Consider the following 20,558-nt stretch of genomic DNA (forward strand, 5'->3'; position numbering starts at 1 on the left):
AGAGGGCGGTTAGCCCTCTTTTAGTATGCACTATCGTTAATTACTTGATTGGTGCATCTGTGTTTGCTCGTTGAGGTTTGGCAAAAACAGTAAATACACCCAAACAACCAGATTAAAATAAGGGATCAAACTAAGTAGAGTGAACACAAAAGTAGGATACCCTTTCTTATGTGTACTTAAGTAACACTGATATGCAATGGCACAGTGTAAGATCAGCAAAAAAGATACTAAGAGCAGCATAACGACCTCCTTAACTTTCCTATTGTGATATTTATCAATCCTTGTGATGTCGTGCTAAAGGGTTGAAATCTTAATTATTAGCAGACATCGTTTTCTCACATAGATTTATTATAGATGAGAAATCGTTAAGTAAAAGTTCAGTTCTGTATTAAATTGTTACGCAACTGTTTTCTCAGGGAAAATAGTTGCAATTTCTTTTTTGAGTTGATTTATTGGCATCGGCTTGGCAATAAAATAGCCTTGCCCATAATCAATGCCGATCTCTTTTAAAGCATCAAAAATGTCTTTGCTTTCAACATATTCAGCGACAGAGTGCTTGTCTAATGAGTGACTGATATCATTCACCGCCTTCACCAAAGCAAGATCAATGGGATCATTGAGCATGTCGCGAACAAACGACCCATCAATTTTCACATGTTGGGCAGGGAGCTGCTTTAAATAGCTAAAAGTACTAAAGCCGGTGCCAAAGTCATCAATCGAGAAATGGCAGCCTAATTGATTCAGCTTTTTGATCATAGCCTGAGTGGCAGATAGATTATTAATGCTCGCCGATTCTGTGATCTCAAATATCACGCGGCTTGGGTTTACTTGATATTGCACTAAACAATCTTGAATGTGCGGTAACAATCTTTCATCTAAAAATGAATGGGCAGATAAGTTGATTGCGATTTGACTTAATTCAACATGTTCAGAGAGTGCTTTAATTGCATGCTTAACGACACATTGATCCATTAGGAAGGTATCATTAAGTAACTCTAAAGCAGGAATAAACTGATTTGGATAAATAAGTTCATCGTTTACCTTCAAGCGCAATAAGGTTTCAAAGTACGCAATATGGGCGTGTTTGAAAGACCATATCGGTTGATAGTGAAGCTCTATTTGTTCGTTTTGTAGGGCTTGGCGTACAGCATGACCCCATTCCAAACCGCCCTGCAGAGTGTTATTTTCGGCATCATCTTTGTTATAACAATGTACTAAATTACGACCTAAGCTTTTAGCAATATAGAGTGCAATATCTGCCTGTTTTAAAGATTCATTGGCATCATGGTTAGAGGCTGTGATCTGAGCCAACCCGATTGAGCAGCTAATAGAATAACTATTCTCTTCAGAGTGAAACTCATGTTTGTCGATGGCCATGCAGATACTTTCGGCAATAATATGTGCATCAAGTAAACTGACTTCCTTTAAAATCACGGCGAACTCATCACCACCAATACGGAAGATCAGGTGTTCATCGCCAATGTTGTGGCCAAATAGCTGAGCAACCTCTTTAAGTATGATGTCACCTTGTTGGTGCCCTTTAGAGTCATTAATAATTTTGAAGTGATCGAGGTCTATATATAGAAGAGCATGCTCAGAGAGTGAGTCTTCACTCATGGTTTTACAGAGGTTTTGCAGTTGTTGGTCGAAATAGTAGCGGTTATGCAGCCCAGTTAATGTGTCATGCAGGGCTAAATGACGTAATTGTAATTCAGCCTGTTTACGCTCATGAATGTTATCTATGGTTGCCGTAATTGTGACATCAGAGGTGGTGTTCTTAATTAGTTGAAAGCGGCATTCAACCCAAATAGACGTGCCATTTTTTTGAGTGAGCTGCAATTCAAGCTGAGCGTAACGTTGCGCCCCAGTTTTGACTTTGGCGAGTTGTTTATTCAGGGTATGCTGATCATCTTTATGGATGAACGCTTTTAACGAGACACCTAAACTGGCTTTAATGCCAAACCCTGATAGCGCTTCCCAAGCAGGGTTTATAAAGCGAATTTTAGCTTCAGTATCTAGCTCCATGACCACAGTGTTTAAATGTAACAGAATACGTTGGTGCGCAGAGAATAAGTCTTTGTAGCGACGTTCACTCTGACTGAGTTGAGAGACTTTGTCTGCAAACTCAGCATAACTCACCATAAAGTCTTCTCGACGCGCAGCATGATCACAGACTTTATTCAAAATAGGTAGATTATATGGTGCTCTGACAAAGTCAGTGACGCCCATTAGTAGCAATTGTTCAGCATCATTGACGTCTTTACTGTCGATAATAGTAACAACAGATTGATTAGGCTTATGCTCTAAAATTGCCCCGATCAATTGCTTACTTTCAGAGTAGGTTGTACCAGATGTGTTAATCAACACAATTGCGTATTGGTTTTGCAAAAATAGCGCTTGTGCATCTTGTAGTGTGTTAACAACTGTGCACGCAAAACTGAACTCTAGTTGCTCGCAGATTTCCTCTGCTTGAGTATGATCAGGCTCGAATAATAACAAATCAAGGCGGCTGCTCTTTTCCAATTGTGTAGATAACACATTGGCTAATAACTCTGGAAGTTGCTCGTGTTTCTCAAAAGGTAAAACGGCATCAATGCTATAACTTCTGGCGGTAGTTTCAGCAATGCGTTCGCAATAAATAGGCGGTGTGAGCACGATGGGCGTGTGTTTGGGCGTTTCAAGTAACCCAGAGCGAACCATGCGCGCAAAACGCCAGCCGTCAATTTTTCCAACATCGAGTCCTGTGATAATGAGATCAACGGCACGGTGTTTTAAAAGATGTAAAGCAGCTTGGCTATCTTCACATTCGATGATTTCAAACACTTCTAATTTATTGAGGGTCAGTGTAATGGTTACGCGTTCTGACTCGCTGGCATTGACTATGAGCAATGAAAGTTGCCTCGCCATACTTATGTTAACCTCAATAGAACTGTTGTCATTTTCAAGATACCTTTACCTTACCGAGTATGTTTTTGTTTTAATAAAAGGCTGGTAATTAGCTGTTTCTAAAAACATTACTTCAAAGACTTAGGTTAATGCTATTTTTGTGCACTTACAAGCACTTGATTAAGTGTTATAGGAACACTAAACTTGGCCGCTGTTTTATAACTTGAGGTGTTGTCATGCGCGTTGCTGACTTTAGTTTTGAACTTCCTGATGAGTTAATCGCTCGTCATCCTATGGCAGATCGTACTTCGAGCCGACTACTTACTCTTGATGGTAATACAGGCGAGTTAGGTCATAAAATCTTCAAAGATCTCATTGAGTTCTTAAATCCGAACGATTTAATGATCTTCAACAATACCAAAGTGATCCCAGCTCGTATGTATGGCCAAAAAAGCACGGGTGGTAAAGTTGAAGTGTTGGTTGAACGTGTTGTAGACGAGCATCGAGTGCTTGCCCATGTTCGTTCAAGCAAGTCACCAAAAGAAGGTGCAACACTAATTTTAGAAGGCAAAGCAGAAGCGACTATGGTCGCACGTCATGGTGAGTTGTTTGAGCTTGAGTTTAAAGGTGAGCAAACAGTGTTAAACATCTTAGATGACATTGGCCACATGCCTCTACCACCTTACATTGACCGTCCAGATACGGAAGAAGATAAAGCGCGTTATCAAACCGTATACAACGAAAAGCCGGGTGCAGTGGCGGCGCCGACAGCTGGTTTGCATTTTGATGAAGCCTTGCTTGAAAAGATCAAAGAAAAAGGCATAGAAACACAGTTTATTACTTTGCATGTCGGTGCGGGCACTTTCCAACCTGTGCGTGTTGATTCAGTAGATGAGCACGTGATGCATTCTGAGTACATTGAAGTGTCTCAAGAAGTGGTTGATGCTATTAAGAAAGCTAAAGCCAATGGCGGTCGAGTGATTGCGGTAGGTACGACATCCGTTCGTTCACTGGAGTCTGCGGCGAAAGCGAGCGAAGGTGAATTACAGCCATTTTATGGCGATACAGACATTTTCATCTACCCAGGTTATGAATTTCAGGTAGTTGATGCCATGATCACTAACTTCCACTTACCAGAATCAACTTTGATCATGTTAGTGAGTGCGTTTGCGGGTCAAGATCATATTATCAATGCTTATAAAACAGCTGTAACAGAAGAATATCGTTTCTTCAGCTATGGCGATGCTATGTTTATCACCAAACAAGATAAATAACGGCTAAAATTAAATAGCGAGTGATATTCCATTAAGGCCCTGAAACACAGGGCCTTGTTGTTTTAAGCTTTTCTTATTAACTCCTTTCTTTATCCATCTTTAATTTCTTAGTTTTCGCCCCAATCATTAGAATTCGCAGTGTAAACAAGGTAGAATCGGACGGTTAAAATCAGCTCTAAAAATAAACGTGATGGCGTTTATAGAACGAGTGTTGGACTGTTTTTCCGACTTTTGAGGTAGCTATGAAATTTGAATTAGATCGTACTGATGGCAAAGCCCGTCGCGGCCGTTTGATTTTTGACCGCGGTGTGGTCGAAACTCCTGCATTTATGCCTGTAGGTACATACGGTACTGTAAAGGGCATGACGCCAGACGAGTTAAAAGACACAGGCGCACATATCTGCTTAGGTAATACCTTTCACCTAATGCTTCGTCCTGGTACTGAAATTATCAAGCAACATGGTGACTTGCATGACTTTATGAACTGGGATAAGCCAATCTTGACTGATTCAGGCGGTTTCCAAGTATTCAGCTTAGGCGCAATGCGTAAAATTTCTGAAGAAGGCGTAATGTTTAAGTCACCAGTAAATGGTGAAAAAATCATGTTATCGCCAGAAAAAGCGATGCAAGTACAGCGAGACTTAGGTTCAGATATCGTGATGATCTTTGACGAATGTACGCCTTACCCTGCAACAGAAAAAGAAGCCCGTGATTCAATGGAGCTTTCACTACGTTGGGCAAAACGTTCGAAAGAAGGCCACGGTGATAACCCTTCTGCGTTATTCGGTATTATTCAAGGTGGTATGTACCCTGAGCTTCGTGCAGAATCACAAAAAGGCTTAGAAGAAATTGGCTTTGATGGTTATGCACTCGGTGGTTTATCAGTGGGTGAGCCAAAAGAAGACATGATCAACATCCTTGACCACTGTGCTTACAAAATGCCAGAAGACAAGCCGCGCTATCTAATGGGCGTAGGTAAACCCGAAGACTTAGTTGAAGCGGTGCGTCGTGGTATCGATATGTTTGACTGTGTAATGCCAACGCGTAATGCGCGTAATGGTCACTTGTTTATCAGTACGGGTGTTATTAAAATCCGTAACGCAGTTCACAAAACAGATACAGGCCCATTAGATCCTGAGTGTGATTGTCATACATGTAAAAACTACTCGCGTGCTTACTTACACCACTTAGATAAGTGTAATGAAATCTTAGGTGCACGTTTAAATACTATCCATAATTTACGTTTCTACCAACGTGTAATGGAAGGCCTAAGAAATGCGATTGCCGAAGGCAAACTAGACGAATTCGTAGAAGATTTTTACGCTAAACGTGGCCTTCCAGTGCCGCCATTAGCTGAAACAGAATAATATAAATTTAAAATATAAGAGGAAGTGTTATGAGTTTATTTATCTCGACTGCGCATGCAAGTGCTGCAGCGCCAGCACCAGCAGGTGGTGGCATGGAAATGCTTATCATGTTAGGTGTATTTGGTTTGGTTTTTTATTTTTTAATCTACCGTCCACAAGCTAAGCGTGTAAAAGAGCACAAAGACCTAATGGGTGCACTAGGTAAAGGTGACGAAGTACTAACACAAGGTGGCTTAGTAGGTAAAATCACTAAAGTTGCTGATGACAAAGATTTTGTCGTTATTGCTTTAAATGACCAAACTGAAGTCACAGTGCAAAAATCAGCAGTATCAGCTGTGTTGCCTAAAGGCACAATGAAATCGCTGTAATCTAAAAACAAAAATAAAAAGGTAAAGCCTGTGTTAAACAAGTATCCAATGTGGAAGTATTTACTTGTTCTGGCTGTATTAGCGATTGGTATTTTATATGCCACACCAAACCTGTATGGCCGTGATCCGGCCATACAGGTTTCTGGTACTAAAGGTGCCAGCGCTGATCTAAGTGTGCTAGACAAAGTAAATGAGACTCTAAAAGAGAACAACATCACAGTTAAATCTTCAGCATTAGAAAACGATCAAGTATTGGTACGTTTTACGAATGTTGAAGAACAGTTAAAAGCGCAAGATATTTTGCGTGACAGCCTATCTGACGACTACATTTCTGCGATCAATATGAGCCCAGCACAACCTGATTGGTTGAAAGACATTGGCGGTAATCCAATGAAGCTAGGTCTAGATTTAAGTGGTGGTGTTCACTTCACAATGGAAGTCGACATGGTCACAGCGTTAGACAATGCGTTAGAAACCATGGAGCAAGATTTCAAGAGTGACTTACGTGGTGAAAAACTTCGTTATCGTTCTATTCGTCGTGTATCAGGTGCTGAACGTGTACAAGTGATCATGCGTAATGATGATGACAAAGATGCGGCAGAGCGCTTTTTAAAGCAGCGTTACCCACTTTACAACTTTGTTGATGATAGCAGCAACAGCTTGGCATTCTTCGCGAGTTTAAGCGATCAAAAATTCAAAGAGATCCGCGCTTACGCAATCAAGCAAAACGAAACCATCATTCGTAACCGTATCAACCAACTAGGTGTTGCAGAACCAAATGTACAACAGCAAGGTGCTGAACGTATTATTGTGCAACTACCTGGTGTTCAAGACACTGCTCGTGCGAAAGAAATTTTAGGTGCAACGGCTACGCTTGAGTTTCGTGAAGTAGATGAAAACGCGGATGTTCGCTCTGCTGCACAGGGCCGTGTTCCACCGGGCACTGAAGTGATCATGCACAAAGATGGCTACCCAGTGGTACTTAAGAAACGCGTTATTTTAGGCGGTTCTCATATTACAGGTGCGCAATCGGGGATCGATGAATATTCACGTCCTCAAGTGAGCATTAACCTTGATAGCAAAGGTGGCGCTAAAATGAGTGCCTTTACTAAGCGTGCAGTAGGTAAGCGTATGGCGACCGTATTCATTGAATACAAGCCATCAGGTAAGAAAGACGAAAATGGGAAAGCGCTTCCACCAATTAAGGTTGAAGAAGTGATTAACGTTGCAACCATTCAAGCTCGTCTAAACAACTCATTCCGTATCACAGGTATTGATAACCCAGCTGAAGCCCACAACCTTAGCCTATTACTTCGTGCAGGTGCCTTAGTTGCGCCAATTCAAATTGTTGAAGAGCGTACAGTAGGTCCAAGCCTAGGTCAGGAAAACATCGAAGCGGGTATGACAGCTGTGGTACTTGGTTTTGCATTTGTACTGGCATTTATGTTGTTGTACTACAAAGGCTTTGGTCTGGTATCTAACATTGCACTTGCTTCTAACCTAGTACTTATTGTTGGTGTTATGTCGATGATCCCAGGTGCCACTCTGACATTACCAGGTATTGCCGGTATCGTACTAACGGTAGGTATGGCGGTAGATGCGAACGTACTTATCTTTGAGCGTATTCGTGAAGAATTAGCCGACGGTCGTAGCCCTCAGCAAGCAGTTCACCAAGGTTATGACAGTGCATTTAGCACCATTTTCGATGCCAACATCACTACACTGATTGCAGCCGTTATCTTATTTGCGGTTGGTACAGGTCCAATTGCGGGCTTTGCTGTAACACTTGCGATCGGTATCATCACGTCGATGTTTACGGCCATTGTCGGTACGCGTGCTGTGATCAATTTAGTGATCGGTGGTAAGCGCATTAATAAGCTTTCAATCTAGGAGACGGATATGCAGTTATTAAAATTAAATGACACCATCCGCTTTATGTCAGCACGCAAGCTTACCATGGCGATTTCTGCGTTATTGATTCTGGCATCAATTGCGTCTATGGCAATTCGTGGATTGAACTTTGGCTTAGACTTTACCGGTGGTACAGCGGTTGAGGTTGGCTTTTCACAGCCAGCTGATTTGGCAAAAATCCGTTCTGTCTTAGCTGAAAATGGCTTTGCGGATGCATCAGTACAATTATTTGGTTCAAGCCAAGATGTATTGGTTCGCTTAGCACCACGAGGCAGTGAAGTAAAAGCGGAAACGATTGGTAACCAATTGATCGCCGCACTTAAGCAAGCTGATAGCAGCGTAGAGATGCGTCGTATTGAGTTTGTTGGTCCAAGTGTGGGTGAAGACTTAAAAGAGCAGGGCGGCTTAGCCATGCTAACCGCGCTTATCTGTATCTTGATGTACGTTGCATTTCGATTTGAATATCGTTTTGCCATCGGTGCGGTAGCGGCACTTTTCCACGATGTGATCATCACGATGGGTCTTTTCTCATTATTAGACCTAGAGTTTGATCTGACTATCCTTGCAGCTATCTTAGCGGTTATCGGTTACTCACTGAATGACACCATTGTTGTATCTGACCGTATTCGTGAGAACTTCCGTAAAGTGCGTATTGATGACACTATTGAGATCATCAATATCTCACTCACGCAAACACTAAATCGTACCTTAGTTACTTCAATCACGACTATTTTAGTTTTGATTGCACTATTCGTATGGGGCGGCCAAACCATTCATGGTTTCGCAACTGCACTACTATTTGGTGTATTCATTGGTACTTACTCTTCTGTATATGTTGCAAGCTCGGTTGCGGTTGCGATGGGTGTAAGCAAAGAAGATTTAATACCAGTAGAAGTTGAAAAAGAAGGTGCGGACTTAGACGCCATGCCTTAAGAGAACCGAAAGTTTTCTTTGACAAAACCGCATATGCAAATATGCGGTTTTTTATTGTCTGAAAAGCAAGTTTTGAACCTTTTCTGTGTAATCACATCAAATCAGTTATAATCAAGAAAAAGTATTTAAAATAGGTAAATTTATGAAAAGCTTATTGATTGCGGTATTACCTTTGGCCTTTGTATTATCTGGTTGCAAGGTAAATGAAGGTGAAGCATACGAAAAAGATAAAGCACCTGAAGAACGTACTGAATACAATGGTGCGGAAGGCATTGCGCAAGCGCAAAAAGATAAACTGTATTTGATGGATAAAGAGCTCAGAGATAAGTGTAATGATGCGAAGATCAGTTATGCGGTGGCTAAATCAAATAACAATGAAAAAGAAGCACAAGCGCAAAAAGCCATTATGGCCAATACCTGTAAAGGTAAGTAAGGCATCTAAATTCGCTGAATTTAGAAGAATAAAGAAAACCTCATAATTTTATGACAATGATATTTCATTCTTTTCTTTAAAGAGTATAATGAGAATTGTTTTCAATAATAATTACGAGGTTCTCATGAAATCTAGGTTGGCAATTTTACTTACAAGCCTTGCACTAACAGCATGTTCAGAGCAGGTTGAGCAACAAACACAAACGACAGAAGCTGCACCAGCCAAAGTAACCAACTTAGACACCTACAAGCAACAAGCACAAAGCTTACTGGGTGAGATCAGAGCCAACGAAGCGTCTCAAAAGCTTGAGCAAAGCTCACAGCAACTTGTTGCGACATCTCGTCAATTATTAGCTGAATTCACTGCTAAATACCCTGCATGTGACAGCTACCTTTCGGCATTAGACAAAGCTGCAGACGTTATTCCTACACTGCCATTAGAAGAAATTGAATCTGGTTACCACAAAGATGGCAAGTTACCTAAATACGATTCACCTGTGTGCTATCACGCAAAAGATTTGTTGGTTCACCCTGCAACTGTGCAAGCAATGGCTGCACAAGGTATGCAGTTTGAATCGGCATATGAAGACGCTGAACTTGAAATTGTCGAAGTGATTGCGCATTTCGATCAAGTTGAAAAAGCACTTCGCTAATTTATTGCTTCGTTATAATTTATCGAAGAAATAAAAATGGCGCCCATTGGGCGCCATTTTTTGATTTAGATTAGCCAGAACTTACTTATCTTGACCAGTAAGGCGCAAAAACTTCTCGGCTAAGGCATCTAAATCTTCTTTGTGATTGGGGTCGGGTTTTATGCAATCGATCGGACAGACACTTACGCACGTGGGCGTGTCGTAATGGCCGACACACTCAGTGCATTTATTTGGATCAATCTCATAAATTTTCTCACCCATATAAATGGCCTCATTCGGACATTCAGGATCGCACATATCACAGTTGATGCACTTTGAATTGATCAACAGCGCCATGATTTAGGCCTTTTTAAATGGGTTACGCGTATCTTCTTGATCGTTCAGGTTACGCATCAAAATCGCGTGATCTAAATCGATGTTTTCAGGCAGTGGAATTTTTACAATGTGACCAGAGCCTTTTGCATCGTCAATTTTCTCGCCTTTTTTGTTTTCCATGTGTTCAAGGTTGAAGCTGATGTTGCCTTGCGGTGTCATCAGCTCAAGACTGTGGCCCGTACAGAATTTATTCTTAACATCAATCTCAACCAAGCCATTGTCTAGGCGGCCTAATACTTCACCTACAAATTGTTGTTTGTCAGAAACTGAATGGCCGTATTCATAGTTTTGGTAATCTTGGTGCGCGTGGCGCTTTAAGAAACCTTCGGTATAACCGCGGTGTGCTAGGTTCTCAAGAGTGCGCATCAGGTTTGGATCAAAAGGTTTACCTGCTACCGCGTCATCAATTGCCTTGCGGTAAACTTGCGCTGTACGTGCTACATAGTAGAAAGACTTAGTACGACCTTCGATCTTCAAGCTGTGCACGCCCATTTTTGTCAGTTGGTCGACATACTGCACCGCACGTAAGTCTTTTGAGTTCATGATGTATGTACCATGCTCGTCTTCAAATGCTGGCATGTATTCACCGGGACGACCTTGTTCTTCTAACATGAAGACTTCATTGGTCGGTGCACCTTCGCCCAGTGTTGGGATCACAGATTGTGGGTCAATTTTATGCACTACATCGCCGGTCTCAGTTTCTTTACCTGGCTTAACGTCATATTCCCAACGGCATGCATTGGTACACGTACCTTGGTTAGGATCGCGTTTATTGATGTAACCTGACAATAAGCAGCGACCAGAGTAGGCCATGCATAATGCGCCGTGAACAAACACTTCTAACTCGGTTTGTGGGCAAAGTTCACGAATTTCAGCGATCTCTTCAAGTGATAATTCACGGGATAAAATTACGCGCTCAATCCCTTGTTTCGCCCAAAACTGAACTGACGCATAGTTAACTGCGTTAGCTTGGACTGAAAGGTGAATTGGCATATCAGGCCATTTATCACGCACTAGCATGATTAAACCCGGATCAGACATGATGAGTGCATCGGGCTTCATGGCAATCACAGGCTCAATGTCTTTTAAGTAGGTTTGTACTTTTTTATTGTGTGGCGCGATGTTTGAAACCACATAGAGCTTTTTATTGAGTGCATGGGCTTCGTTAATCCCCAATTCTAAATTAGCTAAATCAAATTCATTGTTACGCACGCGCAAGCTGTAACGTGGTTGGCCTGCATACACGGCATCGGCACCATATGCGAATGCATAACGCATATTTTTTAAACTACCTGCAGGGGATAAAAGCTCTGGAACAAACATAGTAAAAACCTCTTACATTGAACTGAGTGCTGGTCAGCTGTTTCGGTCAAAAGTGACGGTAAAATTTCAGGTGAAATTAAAAAGCGGCGCAGTATAAAGGTTAATGAAATTGTCATGTTTGACGCAGATCATGGTTTTTCGCTGAATTCTGATCTATTCGAAATTTTTAAAGGATCAAGATCTAGTAGGTTTTTAGCGCTAAAACGCGTATAATTCGCGCCCGTAAATATTCAACAATTATTATTGGAGCTAAAAAGATGGCTTTAGAGCGTACTTTTTCAATCATCAAGCCTGATGCGGTAGCTAAAAACCACATCGGTGCAATCTACAACCGTTTCGAATCTGCTGGTCTTAAGATCGTTGCTTCTAAAATGGTTCACCTTTCTCAAGAGAAAGCGGAAGGTTTCTACGCAGAGCACAAAGAGCGTCCTTTCTTTGGTGCACTAGTTTCTTTCATGACTTCTGGTCCAGTAATGGTTCAAGTTCTTGAAGGTGAAAACGCAGTTCTTAAGAACCGTGAAATCATGGGTGCTACTAACCCTGCAGAAGCACTAGCTGGTACTTTACGTGCTGACTACGCTGACAGCATCGACGAGAACGCGGTACACGGTTCTGACGCTCCTGAGTCAGCTGCTCGCGAAATCGCTTACTTCTTCGCTGAAGAAGAAATCTGTCCTCGTACTCGCTAATCGCGAATCGAACAGAGTAAAGAAGGGCTCTCGGGCCCTTTTTTAGTCCTTGCTGCTTTTGCAAAGTCAGTTTTTATAGCTATTTTTGCAAAATCATCAACAATGTTTGAGTGTGTTGGTTGGTTTTTATACAATACGTCGTCTTTTTAATTTCGTACCGTCACTTTATCGAGGTTGCTTCATGGCCACTACAGAGAAAAAAATTAATTTACTTGATTTGAATCGCGAGGGGATGCGTGAATTGTTTGCATCATTTGGTGAAAAGCCATTCCGCGCAGATCAGGTAATGAAGTGGATTTATCACTTCGGCATCGATAACTTCGACGATATGAGCAACATCAATAAAAAGCTACGTGCGAAGTTACAAGCGCAATGCGAAATTAAAGCGCCTGAGATTTCAGTTAAGCAAGTAGCCAGTGATGGCACTATTAAATATGCAATGATCTTAGAGGGCGGCCAAGAGGTTGAAACTGTTTGGATCCCAGAAAAAGACCGCGCAACTCTATGTGTCTCCTCACAGGTAGGATGTGCGCTTGAGTGTACATTCTGCTCAACGGCGCAGCAGGGCTTCAACCGTAACTTAAAAGTATCTGAGATCATCGGTCAGGTATGGCGTGTTGCGACAGATATTGGCCTACATAATGGTGACAGCACTAAGCGTCCAATTACTAACGTGGTTATGATGGGTATGGGTGAGCCATTACTGAATATCAACAACGTGGTTCCTGCGATGGAACTGATGATGGACGACTGGGCGTTTGGCTTGTCTAAGCGTCGTGTAACACTCAGTACTTCAGGCGTTGTGCCTGCGCTTGATATTCTTAAAGAGAAAATTGATGTGGCACTGGCGATTTCTCTTCACGCGCCAACTAATGATTTACGTGATGTGCTAGTACCTATCAATAAAAAGTACCCAATTGAAGAGTTCTTAGCGGCATGTCGTCGTTACATTGATGGCTCTAAAGCGAATAAAGACATCACCATCGAATACGTTATGCTGCAAGGTGTAAACGACAGTACAGATCAAGCGCATGAACTGGTTAAAGTACTAAAAGGCACACCGTCTAAGATTAACCTGATCCCATTCAACCCATTCCCGGGTAATGAATATGGTCGTTCAAGCAATAGCCGTATCGATCGCTTCTCAAAGGTATTACAGGCAGCGGGTTTAACTTGTATTGTTCGCCGTACGCGTGGTGATGACATCGATGCAGCCTGTGGACAGCTAGTCGGTGACGTGGTTGACCGCACTAAGCGTATTATGAAAAAACAGCAGCGCGAAGATAACGCCATTGCTGTGAATGTGAGTAATTAACTTAAGTATTTTTTATTGCCGAAGTTATTTACATAAAATAGATGAAAGATAGGGGCTTTTCGGTAATATAGGTCCTTATTATTTCATACTATCAAGGTGATACATGCGTTCTTATTGGGTAATTCCATTTGCGTTAATTGGCTTAAGTGGCTGTGTAACTGAAACACACAGTGTCACAAAAAATAGCCCCGTGGTGAATTCAGAAGTGAATAACCTAGAAGCAGCAAGAACGCGTATTAGCTTGGCATTAGAATATCTAAAAGCGGGTAATAATACCCAAGCTAAGTTTAATCTTGAGCGGGCAGCCAAATTTGCTCCTAAACTACCTGAAGTACACTACACACTTGCTTATTACTTCGAGCAAGTAAAAGAATTCCAACAGGCCAAAGCGTCTTATAAAACTGCACTTAAGTTAGTACCTAACGATCCAAATACTTTGAACAACTATGGTACGTTCTTATGTCGAATAGGCGAGTATGATGAGGCGAGGGCGCAATTACTAAAAGCGATAGATACTCGGGGCTATTTACGTGTTTCACAAAGTTATGAAAATTTGGCTTTATGCGCAGTGAAGCAAGATAAGTTTGAGTTAGCTCTGGATTATTTGAATAGTGCAGTACAGCATGATGGTCAGAGCAAAAGTGCTTTAATTTCTCTTGCAGGTTTATACTATGCCAAAAGTGATTTGCATCAGGCACTACGGGTGTTAGAACGTTATACTGATAATGGCTTCATTTCATCGCGTAGTTTGTTTTTAGAGTATCTGTTACATCAAGAAATGGGGCACCTAGAACAATCACAAAAAATCGCCACGACATTAGTGCAGACTTATCCGCAATCTTACCAAGCGCAAGCAATCATTACAGAGAACTATAACAACAGCGAGTTTGATGTATTGCGAGAGCAATACAGAAAAGCAAAAGTAGCAGAAATAACCGCGCAGTCACCGACGGTTTATAATGCTCAGCCAAAAATAAAAATCACCCGTAAAAAAGCGCCTAAACGAGAAAGTAAAGATAATCGTGAAGTTGAACAGCCTGTTATCGCTACAAACTCAAGTAATGTCACTGTAAGTGACGCTGTGTCATTACGTACTAGCTTGCCAGCAAGTTCGGAGGTTGAGGAGCAATCTCAGTTAAAACAGCCTGCAATCACGACAGGCGTAACAGAAACGCAAGAGAAAATCCAAGAGATGACTCTGGTTACTGAAACACCAAATAATCAAGTGAGAGTCGTGTCGTTTGGTGAAAAAAAGCCAGTGCAACAAGCTCAGGGTCAAGTGCAGTTCTATCAACCAGATCCAAGTCAGGTTAGGTTCAGAGAAATAGCTGAGAATAATGACCCAGTTCGTACAACTAAATCTTCATCAGCGAGTGCACCTTTGCTTAATCCTGAGGTGAATTTACCAAATGTGCCAGTGCATACCGTTGGGTTAGGTGAAAACTTATTTAGCCTTTCGGTTAAATATGATGTCAAAATGGCGAGTCTATTAAAATGGAACAAACTGAAAGAGTCGGACCGTTTGCAAATTGGCCAGCAGGTTTATTTAAATAATCCGCAAGTGACCCATATCATCCAAGATGGAGATAGTCTGTATAATATCGCAACTAACTACCAATTGCAGATTGGTGATTTAATGCGATGGAACAAATTAACACCAGACGTAGAACTTGCGGCTGGACATAGTTTACTGATTGTAGATCCGAGTAATTATACTTTATGAATGACATGAGCCCAGAATCAACTGAGCAACAAGCTTCTTTGGGGCAAGTACTTGCAAGTGCAAGAAAAGATGCAAACTTAACTATTGAAGTCGTGGCTGATAGGTTAAAGCTAAGCCCTAAGCATATCACCAAACTTGAGCAAGATGATTATACATCGCTAGGTCCAATTACCTTTGTTAAAGGGTATATCAAGGCTTACTGTACGCTATTGCAACTAGATCAAGCACAAACCTTGGCTCTGTTTCAGGCACCTGAAAGCGTGGCTGAAAATAAAAGTATGCAAAGCTTTTCACGTCGCACAGAAAAAGAAGCCAACGATAGCCGTTTAATGCTAGTTAGCTATGTGATCTTGGCCATAGTGTTAGGATCTTCTGGTTTTATGTACTGGCAAACCACATCGAATGAAAGCGATGTTATCGTGCCTGAAGTACAGAGTACTATATCTGAAAGCGAAGCGCCGGTTCCAGAAAGCAGCGAAGAAAGCGATACGCCTTCTGATGTTGCATTAACCGCTGAGGATGCGGTTGAACCTGCTGTGGAAAAAGCCGAATCTGACAAACCAGTTTTAGATGTAGTAGAAGCCGAACAAGCACCAGCCGAAGAGACAAGCAGTACACCTGATTTAAATACGATTGTGATGCATTTCAAAGACGATTCTTGGGTAGAGATCTTTGATGCCTCATCTGAGCGTATTGCTTTTGGCGTTAAAAAAGCCGGCTACACCATGACAGTGCAGGGCGTTGCACCGTTTTCTGTGGTGTTAGGTCGTCATCAGCAGGTTGCTGTAGAGCTAGATGGTCAAGCTGTTGACTTATCATCATTGCCACGTAATCGTTCAGCTAAATTTAAATTACCCTTAACAGAGTAACCGTCATGTTTTCAGAATCTCCAATTAAACGTAGAAAATCGACCCGTATTTATGTAGGTGACGTGCCTATTGGTGATGGCGCACCAATTGCTGTGCAGTCAATGACGAACACCAATACCATGGACATCGACGCGACTGTTGCACAGATCCGTGCTATTCAAGATGCTGGTGCTGATATTGTTCGTGTATCAGTGCCAACCATGGATGCGGCTGAGGCTTTTAAAAGTATTAAAGAGCAGGTAGATATTCCACTCGTTACCGATATTCACTTTGATTACCGTATTGCGTTAAAAGTAGCACAATATGGTGCTGATTGTTTACGCATCAACCCAGGTAACATCGGGAGTGAAGATCGTATTCGTGCCGTGGTAGATGCTGCGGGCGAACGTAATATTCCAATCCGTATTGGTGTAAATGGCGGTTCCTTGGAGCGCGATTTACAAGAAAAGTACGGTGAGCCAACACCTGAAGCTTTACTTGAATCAGCCATGCGTCATGTTGAAATTTTACAACGTTTGAACTTCGATCAATTCAAAGTTTCTGTAAAAGCGTCAGATGTATTCTTGGCAGTTGGCGCTTACCGTCTACTGGCAAAAGAAATTGAGCAACCTCTTCACCTCGGCATTACAGAAGCGGGCGGCTTCCGCTCTGGTTCAGTAAAATCAGCAGTTGGTTTAGGAATGCTGCTTGCCGAAGGTATCGGTGATACCTTACGTGTCTCGTTAGCTGCCGATCCTGTACAGGAAATTAAAGTGGGCTTTGATATCTTAAAGTCACTGCGCATTCGTTCTCGTGGTATCAACTTTATTGCCTGCCCAAGCTGCTCACGTCAAGAATTCGATGTGGTAAATACCATGAACCAACTAGAAGAGCGCCTAGAAGACATTATTGAGCCCATTTCAGTATCAGTGATTGGGTGTGTTGTAAATGGTCCTGGTGAAGCTTTGGTGAGTGACATCGGCCTGGCTGGTGCAAATCGCCGCTCTGGTTTGTATATCAACGGTGAGCGTCAAAAGATGCGTATTGATAACGACAACATTGTCGAGCAGCTTGAAGAGCAAGTGCGTGATTTTGTTGCTAAGAAGCAGGCACAGCCAGCAATCGACATTAAAATCGTCGAATAATTTTTAAAAATTACCGACAGAGCAAAGAATATCCTGCAGATCTTTTGCTATGTCGTTTACGTTTTACGCGAGCTGGGTATAATACTTGACTCCTTTACCCACAATGCGCACTGTGTGTGGCACTCGCATTTAGCAAATAGATTGATTTAGGATTTTCAGTGGCAAAACAAATTCAGGCAGTTCGTGGTATGAACGATTGTCTGCCAGGTGATACGCAAGTTTGGCAGAAAGTAGAAGCAGTATTACGTGATACGGTGGCGTCTTATGGTTATCAAGAGATCCGTTTCCCAATTGTTGAATCTACCGACTTATTTAAGCGCTCTATTGGTGAAGTAACCGATATCGTTGAAAAAGAAATGTACACCTTTGAAGATCGTAACGGCGATAGCTTAACACTGCGTCCAGAAGGTACAGCAGTGTGTGTACGTGCGGGTAACCAAGGCGGCTTATTGTATAACCAAGAGCAGCGTCTTTGGTACATGGGTCCCATGTTCCGTCACGAGCGTCCACAAAAAGGTCGTTATCGTCAATTCCACCAATTTGGCCTTGAAGCATTTGGTATTGCGACTGCTGATATCGATGCTGAAGTGATTTTACTTACTGCGCGCTTGTGGAAAGCATTTGGTATTTCAGATCATGTTCGTCTCGAGCTGAACTCTTTAGGTTCAAATGAAGCGCGTGCAGAGTACCGCGATGCGCTTGTGGCGTTTTTAGAGCAGCATATTGATAAGTTAGACGAAGACTCTAAACGTCGTATGTACTCAAACCCACTGCGTGTTCTAGACAGCAAAAACCCAGATGTACAGGCTATCTTAGTTGATGCGCCTAAGCTATCTGAGCACTTAGACGAAGAGTCAAAAGCACATTTTGCAAATTTATGTGAACGTTTAGACGCAGCAGGCGTCGAATACCAAGTTAATGAAAAGCTAGTACGTGGCTTAGATTACTACAACCGCACTGTATTTGAGTGGGTAACGGAAAGTCTAGGTGCGCAAGGCACTGTATGTGCTGGGGGTCGTTACGACGGTCTAGTTGAACAACTGGGTGGTAAAGCAACCCCTGCGGTTGGTTTCGCAATGGGTATGGAGCGTTTAGTTCTATTACTTCAAGCGCTAGAAAGTGTAGGTGAAATTCGCCGTAATGCTGACGTGTATGTTGCAGCTATGGGTGATGCCGCAAGTATTCAAGCGCCAGTGATTGCAGAGCAATTAAGAACAGAAGTAGCTGGCCTTCGTGTACAAGTACATTGTGGTGGCGGTAACTTTAAGAAACAATTAAAACGTGCAGATAAGAGCGACGCGCTAGTTGCGCTAATTTTAGGTGAAAGCGAACTTGCTGAAGGCAAGGTAACCGTGAAATATCTGCGAGAAGAAAAAGAACAAGTCACAGTGAGCCTAGAAGAGGTAAAAACACTGTTAGCAGACTTAGCAGTATAAGAGGACTGTATGGAAATTTACTCAACAGAAGAACAACAAGCAGAAGCAATAAAACGATTTTTCCGTGAAAACGGCGTTTCACTTGCGCTAGGCATCGTCATTGGTCTTGGTGGCTTATACGGTTGGAAATACTACAACCAAAGCAAGATCACATCTGCTGAAGCTGCTTCAAACGCTTACAATGAATTGGTTGAAGGTGGTGAAGTTCTGACTAAGTCTGACTCATTCATTGCTGAAAATGGCGATTCAAATTATGCGGCGTTAGCGGCATTTGTTGCAGCTAAAGAGGCGGTGGAAAAAGGAGAGTTTGAAACAGCAGTAACTAAGCTAACTTGGCTACAAGACAATGTTCAAAATCCAGAGCTAAAAGCCACTGCTATCTTACGTTTAGCGCGTGTGCAAGCACAGCTTACTCAGTATGATGCAGCACTTAAAACGTTATCACAAACAACACCAGACGCATTTAAAGCACAAATTGCTGAAGTAAAAGGCGATGTTTATCTTGCTAAAGGTGACAAAGACAGCGCTCGCTCTGAATATGAAGCTGCGCTTGCTGAGTCAACAGAAGGCAATAACAGCCTACTACAGATTAAGTTGGACAATTTAGCCACAGCCCAGCCAGCCGCTTAGGAGTAGTTTCGATGAGAAAGCTAAGTATGGCCACATTGGCGTTGTGTATGGCGTCTTTGTTAGGTTGTTCATCGAGCGATGATGAAGAAGAAATTGTTTTACCTGAAATCGTAAACCAATTCGAAACGCAAGTTGACTGGACAAACGGTGTGGGTAATGGTGTGGAGCATTACTTTTCTCGTTTAACACCTGTTACTTACAAAGATACTGTATTTGTTGCTGCAAGAGATGGTGAAGTAGAGGCGATTTCAGCTGCATCGGGTGAAACCCTGTGGGAAACCGATGTGCGAAAAGAGGTCAATTTCTGGCCTTGGGCAGATAACGACAGCGCAAAGCTCTCGGGTGGTATTTTACAGGCTTATGGCAAACTATATATTGGTTCTGAACATGGCGAAGTGATTGCACTAGACCGTGAAACCGGAGAAATTGTTTGGCGTAAAGCTGTGCCAGGTGAAGCATTATCATCTCCTGCTGCAGGCGATGGTCTTATTTATGTGAATTTAGGTTCAGGTAAATTATTGGCACTTCACCCAGATACAGGCGAAGAGCGCTGGCGTCATGAACAAGAAGTGCCTGCATTAACGCTACGCGGTTTAAGTTCTCCAACGTCTGCCAATGGCGGTGTATTATTCGGTGAAGAAAGCGGTAAGTTAACGGTTTTAATTGCTGAAAATGGTTATACGGCTTGGAGCGCAGAAGTTGCAACAGCGAAAGGTGCGTCTGAATTTGAACGTTTAGTCGATGTTGATACAAAACCGGTTATCGTTGGCGCAATTGCATACGCAATCGCCTATAATGGTAATTTAGCTGCGGTTGATGTTCGCAGCGGTAATGTTGTCTGGAAACGTGAATATAGCAGTTACCGTGATTTAAGCATTGAAGCCAATGTGATTTATGTGGTCGATAGTGACGGTATTATTTACGCGTTAGATAAAGATTCGGGCATTGAACGCTGGAGTCAATCTGGTTTACGAGGTTGGTACCTAACGGCGCCTACAGTGGCGGGTAATTATTTGGCTGTAGGTGATCAAGAAGGTAACTTGCACTGGTTAGACAAGCAAACTGGTGACCTAGTTTCTAGAGAAAGTTTTGATAGCTCAGGCTTTTACGTAGAGCCTGTTGTAGCAGAAGATAAATTAATTGTGGTAACCCGAGACGGTGAAGTTAGCGCGGTTAAAATCCCATAACAGTTAATTTATTCATGCATTTTTTCAAGGCTTCGCATTGCGAAGCCTTTTGTTGTTTATTGA

Annotated in this window: 19 protein-coding genes; 15 read left to right on the forward strand and 4 right to left on the reverse strand. The window is 42.2% G+C overall.

What is annotated here, in order from left to right; genetic code table 11:
- Nucleotides 1–36: 36 nt before the first annotated feature.
- Together PP2015_RS02530 and PP2015_RS02535 are read right to left on the reverse strand one after the other, a co-directional pair.
- On the reverse strand, nucleotides 37–240 hold the full coding sequence (locus tag PP2015_RS02530) for a hypothetical protein (RefSeq protein ID WP_058028779.1): 204 nt from the start codon (nucleotides 238–240) through the stop codon (nucleotides 37–39).
- A gap of 156 nt (nucleotides 241–396) precedes the next feature.
- On the reverse strand, nucleotides 397–2,907 hold the full coding sequence (locus PP2015_RS02535) for an EAL domain-containing protein (protein ID WP_058028780.1): 2,511 nt from the start codon (nucleotides 2,905–2,907) through the stop codon (nucleotides 397–399).
- A 215-nt stretch (nucleotides 2,908–3,122) separates the two neighbouring features.
- Between PP2015_RS02535 and queA the strand changes: the two genes are divergently transcribed.
- From queA to PP2015_RS02570, 7 genes are all read left to right on the forward strand, one after another.
- Nucleotides 3,123–4,160 carry a tRNA preQ1(34) S-adenosylmethionine ribosyltransferase-isomerase QueA gene (gene queA, locus PP2015_RS02540; protein WP_058028781.1) on the forward strand — a complete coding sequence of 346 codons (1,038 nt, stop codon included), beginning with the start codon at nucleotides 3,123–3,125 and terminating at the stop codon, nucleotides 4,158–4,160.
- Nucleotides 4,161–4,402: 242 nt separating this feature from the next.
- Nucleotides 4,403–5,527: a tRNA guanosine(34) transglycosylase Tgt gene (tgt, locus tag PP2015_RS02545; RefSeq protein ID WP_058028782.1), complete on the forward strand. Its 1,125-nt coding sequence runs from the start codon at nucleotides 4,403–4,405 to the stop codon at nucleotides 5,525–5,527.
- 29 nt (nucleotides 5,528–5,556) lie between these two features.
- A complete protein-coding gene (gene yajC, locus PP2015_RS02550) occupies nucleotides 5,557–5,895 on the forward strand; it encodes a preprotein translocase subunit YajC (RefSeq protein WP_058028783.1) in 339 nt (112 codons plus the stop codon).
- A gap of 30 nt (nucleotides 5,896–5,925) precedes the next feature.
- Nucleotides 5,926–7,785 carry a protein translocase subunit SecD gene (secD, locus tag PP2015_RS02555; protein ID WP_058028784.1) on the forward strand — a complete coding sequence of 620 codons (1,860 nt, stop codon included), beginning with the start codon at nucleotides 5,926–5,928 and terminating at the stop codon, nucleotides 7,783–7,785.
- A 9-nt stretch (nucleotides 7,786–7,794) separates the two neighbouring features.
- Nucleotides 7,795–8,739, forward strand: a complete 945-nt coding sequence (gene secF, locus PP2015_RS02560) for a protein translocase subunit SecF (RefSeq protein ID WP_058028785.1) — start codon at nucleotides 7,795–7,797, stop codon at nucleotides 8,737–8,739.
- Between the two features lie 142 nt (nucleotides 8,740–8,881).
- The gene (locus PP2015_RS02565) at nucleotides 8,882–9,172 is read left to right on the forward strand and encodes a hypothetical protein (protein ID WP_058028786.1); all 291 of its coding nucleotides are present in this window, start codon (nucleotides 8,882–8,884) and stop codon (nucleotides 9,170–9,172) included.
- A 124-nt stretch (nucleotides 9,173–9,296) separates the two neighbouring features.
- On the forward strand, nucleotides 9,297–9,824 hold the full coding sequence (locus PP2015_RS02570; RefSeq protein WP_171041677.1) for a hypothetical protein: 528 nt from the start codon (nucleotides 9,297–9,299) through the stop codon (nucleotides 9,822–9,824).
- A gap of 81 nt (nucleotides 9,825–9,905) precedes the next feature.
- Here the strand turns inward: PP2015_RS02570 and PP2015_RS02575 are convergent, their stop codons facing one another.
- Nucleotides 9,906–10,160, reverse strand: a complete 255-nt coding sequence (locus PP2015_RS02575) for a YfhL family 4Fe-4S dicluster ferredoxin (RefSeq protein ID WP_058028788.1) — start codon at nucleotides 10,158–10,160, stop codon at nucleotides 9,906–9,908.
- Nucleotides 10,161–10,163: 3 nt separating this feature from the next.
- Complete coding sequence (trhP, locus tag PP2015_RS02580; RefSeq protein WP_058028789.1) at nucleotides 10,164–11,522, reverse strand: prephenate-dependent tRNA uridine(34) hydroxylase TrhP; 1,359 nt, start codon at nucleotides 11,520–11,522, stop codon at nucleotides 10,164–10,166.
- 257 nt (nucleotides 11,523–11,779) lie between these two features.
- On the opposite strand from trhP, the gene ndk reads away from it, so the two are divergent.
- From ndk to bamB, 8 genes are all read left to right on the forward strand, one after another.
- Nucleotides 11,780–12,211: a nucleoside-diphosphate kinase gene (gene ndk, locus PP2015_RS02585; protein ID WP_058028790.1), complete on the forward strand. Its 432-nt coding sequence runs from the start codon at nucleotides 11,780–11,782 to the stop codon at nucleotides 12,209–12,211.
- A gap of 181 nt (nucleotides 12,212–12,392) precedes the next feature.
- Nucleotides 12,393–13,526: a dual-specificity RNA methyltransferase RlmN gene (rlmN, locus tag PP2015_RS02590; protein WP_058028791.1), complete on the forward strand. Its 1,134-nt coding sequence runs from the start codon at nucleotides 12,393–12,395 to the stop codon at nucleotides 13,524–13,526.
- Nucleotides 13,527–13,629: 103 nt separating this feature from the next.
- Nucleotides 13,630–15,249: a type IV pilus biogenesis/stability protein PilW gene (pilW, locus tag PP2015_RS02595; RefSeq protein WP_058028792.1), complete on the forward strand. Its 1,620-nt coding sequence runs from the start codon at nucleotides 13,630–13,632 to the stop codon at nucleotides 15,247–15,249.
- Between the two features lie 5 nt (nucleotides 15,250–15,254).
- Complete coding sequence (locus PP2015_RS02600) at nucleotides 15,255–16,118, forward strand: RodZ domain-containing protein (protein ID WP_227009196.1); 864 nt, start codon at nucleotides 15,255–15,257, stop codon at nucleotides 16,116–16,118.
- Between the two features lie 5 nt (nucleotides 16,119–16,123).
- Nucleotides 16,124–17,242, forward strand: a complete 1,119-nt coding sequence (ispG, locus tag PP2015_RS02605) for a flavodoxin-dependent (E)-4-hydroxy-3-methylbut-2-enyl-diphosphate synthase (protein WP_058028794.1) — start codon at nucleotides 16,124–16,126, stop codon at nucleotides 17,240–17,242.
- A gap of 158 nt (nucleotides 17,243–17,400) precedes the next feature.
- The gene (gene hisS / locus PP2015_RS02610; RefSeq protein WP_058028795.1) at nucleotides 17,401–18,678 is read left to right on the forward strand and encodes a histidine--tRNA ligase; all 1,278 of its coding nucleotides are present in this window, start codon (nucleotides 17,401–17,403) and stop codon (nucleotides 18,676–18,678) included.
- A 9-nt stretch (nucleotides 18,679–18,687) separates the two neighbouring features.
- Nucleotides 18,688–19,308, forward strand: a complete 621-nt coding sequence (locus PP2015_RS02615; RefSeq protein WP_058028796.1) for a YfgM family protein — start codon at nucleotides 18,688–18,690, stop codon at nucleotides 19,306–19,308.
- Between the two features lie 11 nt (nucleotides 19,309–19,319).
- The gene (gene bamB, locus PP2015_RS02620; RefSeq protein WP_058028797.1) at nucleotides 19,320–20,495 is read left to right on the forward strand and encodes an outer membrane protein assembly factor BamB; all 1,176 of its coding nucleotides are present in this window, start codon (nucleotides 19,320–19,322) and stop codon (nucleotides 20,493–20,495) included.
- The last annotated feature ends 63 nt before the right edge of the window (nucleotides 20,496–20,558 follow it).

It is taken from the genome of Pseudoalteromonas phenolica (assembly GCF_001444405.1).
Classification (GTDB): domain Bacteria; phylum Pseudomonadota; class Gammaproteobacteria; order Enterobacterales; family Alteromonadaceae; genus Pseudoalteromonas; species Pseudoalteromonas phenolica.

Coding starts and splice junctions, on each gene's coding strand:
- PP2015_RS02530 (WP_058028779.1), bottom strand. CDS start 240: ATGCTGCTCTTAGTATCTTTTTTGCTGATCTTACACTGTGCCATTGCA.
- PP2015_RS02535 (WP_058028780.1), bottom strand. CDS start 2,907: ATGGCGAGGCAACTTTCATTGCTCATAGTCAATGCCAGCGAGTCAGAA.
- queA (WP_058028781.1), top strand. CDS start 3,123: ATGCGCGTTGCTGACTTTAGTTTTGAACTTCCTGATGAGTTAATCGCT.
- tgt (WP_058028782.1), top strand. CDS start 4,403: ATGAAATTTGAATTAGATCGTACTGATGGCAAAGCCCGTCGCGGCCGT.
- yajC (WP_058028783.1), top strand. CDS start 5,557: ATGAGTTTATTTATCTCGACTGCGCATGCAAGTGCTGCAGCGCCAGCA.
- secF (WP_058028785.1), top strand. CDS start 7,795: ATGCAGTTATTAAAATTAAATGACACCATCCGCTTTATGTCAGCACGC.
- PP2015_RS02565 (WP_058028786.1), top strand. CDS start 8,882: ATGAAAAGCTTATTGATTGCGGTATTACCTTTGGCCTTTGTATTATCT.
- PP2015_RS02570 (WP_171041677.1), top strand. CDS start 9,297: ATGAAATCTAGGTTGGCAATTTTACTTACAAGCCTTGCACTAACAGCA.
- PP2015_RS02575 (WP_058028788.1), bottom strand. CDS start 10,160: ATGGCGCTGTTGATCAATTCAAAGTGCATCAACTGTGATATGTGCGAT.
- trhP (WP_058028789.1), bottom strand. CDS start 11,522: ATGTTTGTTCCAGAGCTTTTATCCCCTGCAGGTAGTTTAAAAAATATG.
- ndk (WP_058028790.1), top strand. CDS start 11,780: ATGGCTTTAGAGCGTACTTTTTCAATCATCAAGCCTGATGCGGTAGCT.
- rlmN (WP_058028791.1), top strand. CDS start 12,393: ATGGCCACTACAGAGAAAAAAATTAATTTACTTGATTTGAATCGCGAG.
- pilW (WP_058028792.1), top strand. CDS start 13,630: ATGCGTTCTTATTGGGTAATTCCATTTGCGTTAATTGGCTTAAGTGGC.
- PP2015_RS02600 (WP_227009196.1), top strand. CDS start 15,255: ATGAGCCCAGAATCAACTGAGCAACAAGCTTCTTTGGGGCAAGTACTT.
- ispG (WP_058028794.1), top strand. CDS start 16,124: ATGTTTTCAGAATCTCCAATTAAACGTAGAAAATCGACCCGTATTTAT.
- PP2015_RS02615 (WP_058028796.1), top strand. CDS start 18,688: ATGGAAATTTACTCAACAGAAGAACAACAAGCAGAAGCAATAAAACGA.
- bamB (WP_058028797.1), top strand. CDS start 19,320: ATGAGAAAGCTAAGTATGGCCACATTGGCGTTGTGTATGGCGTCTTTG.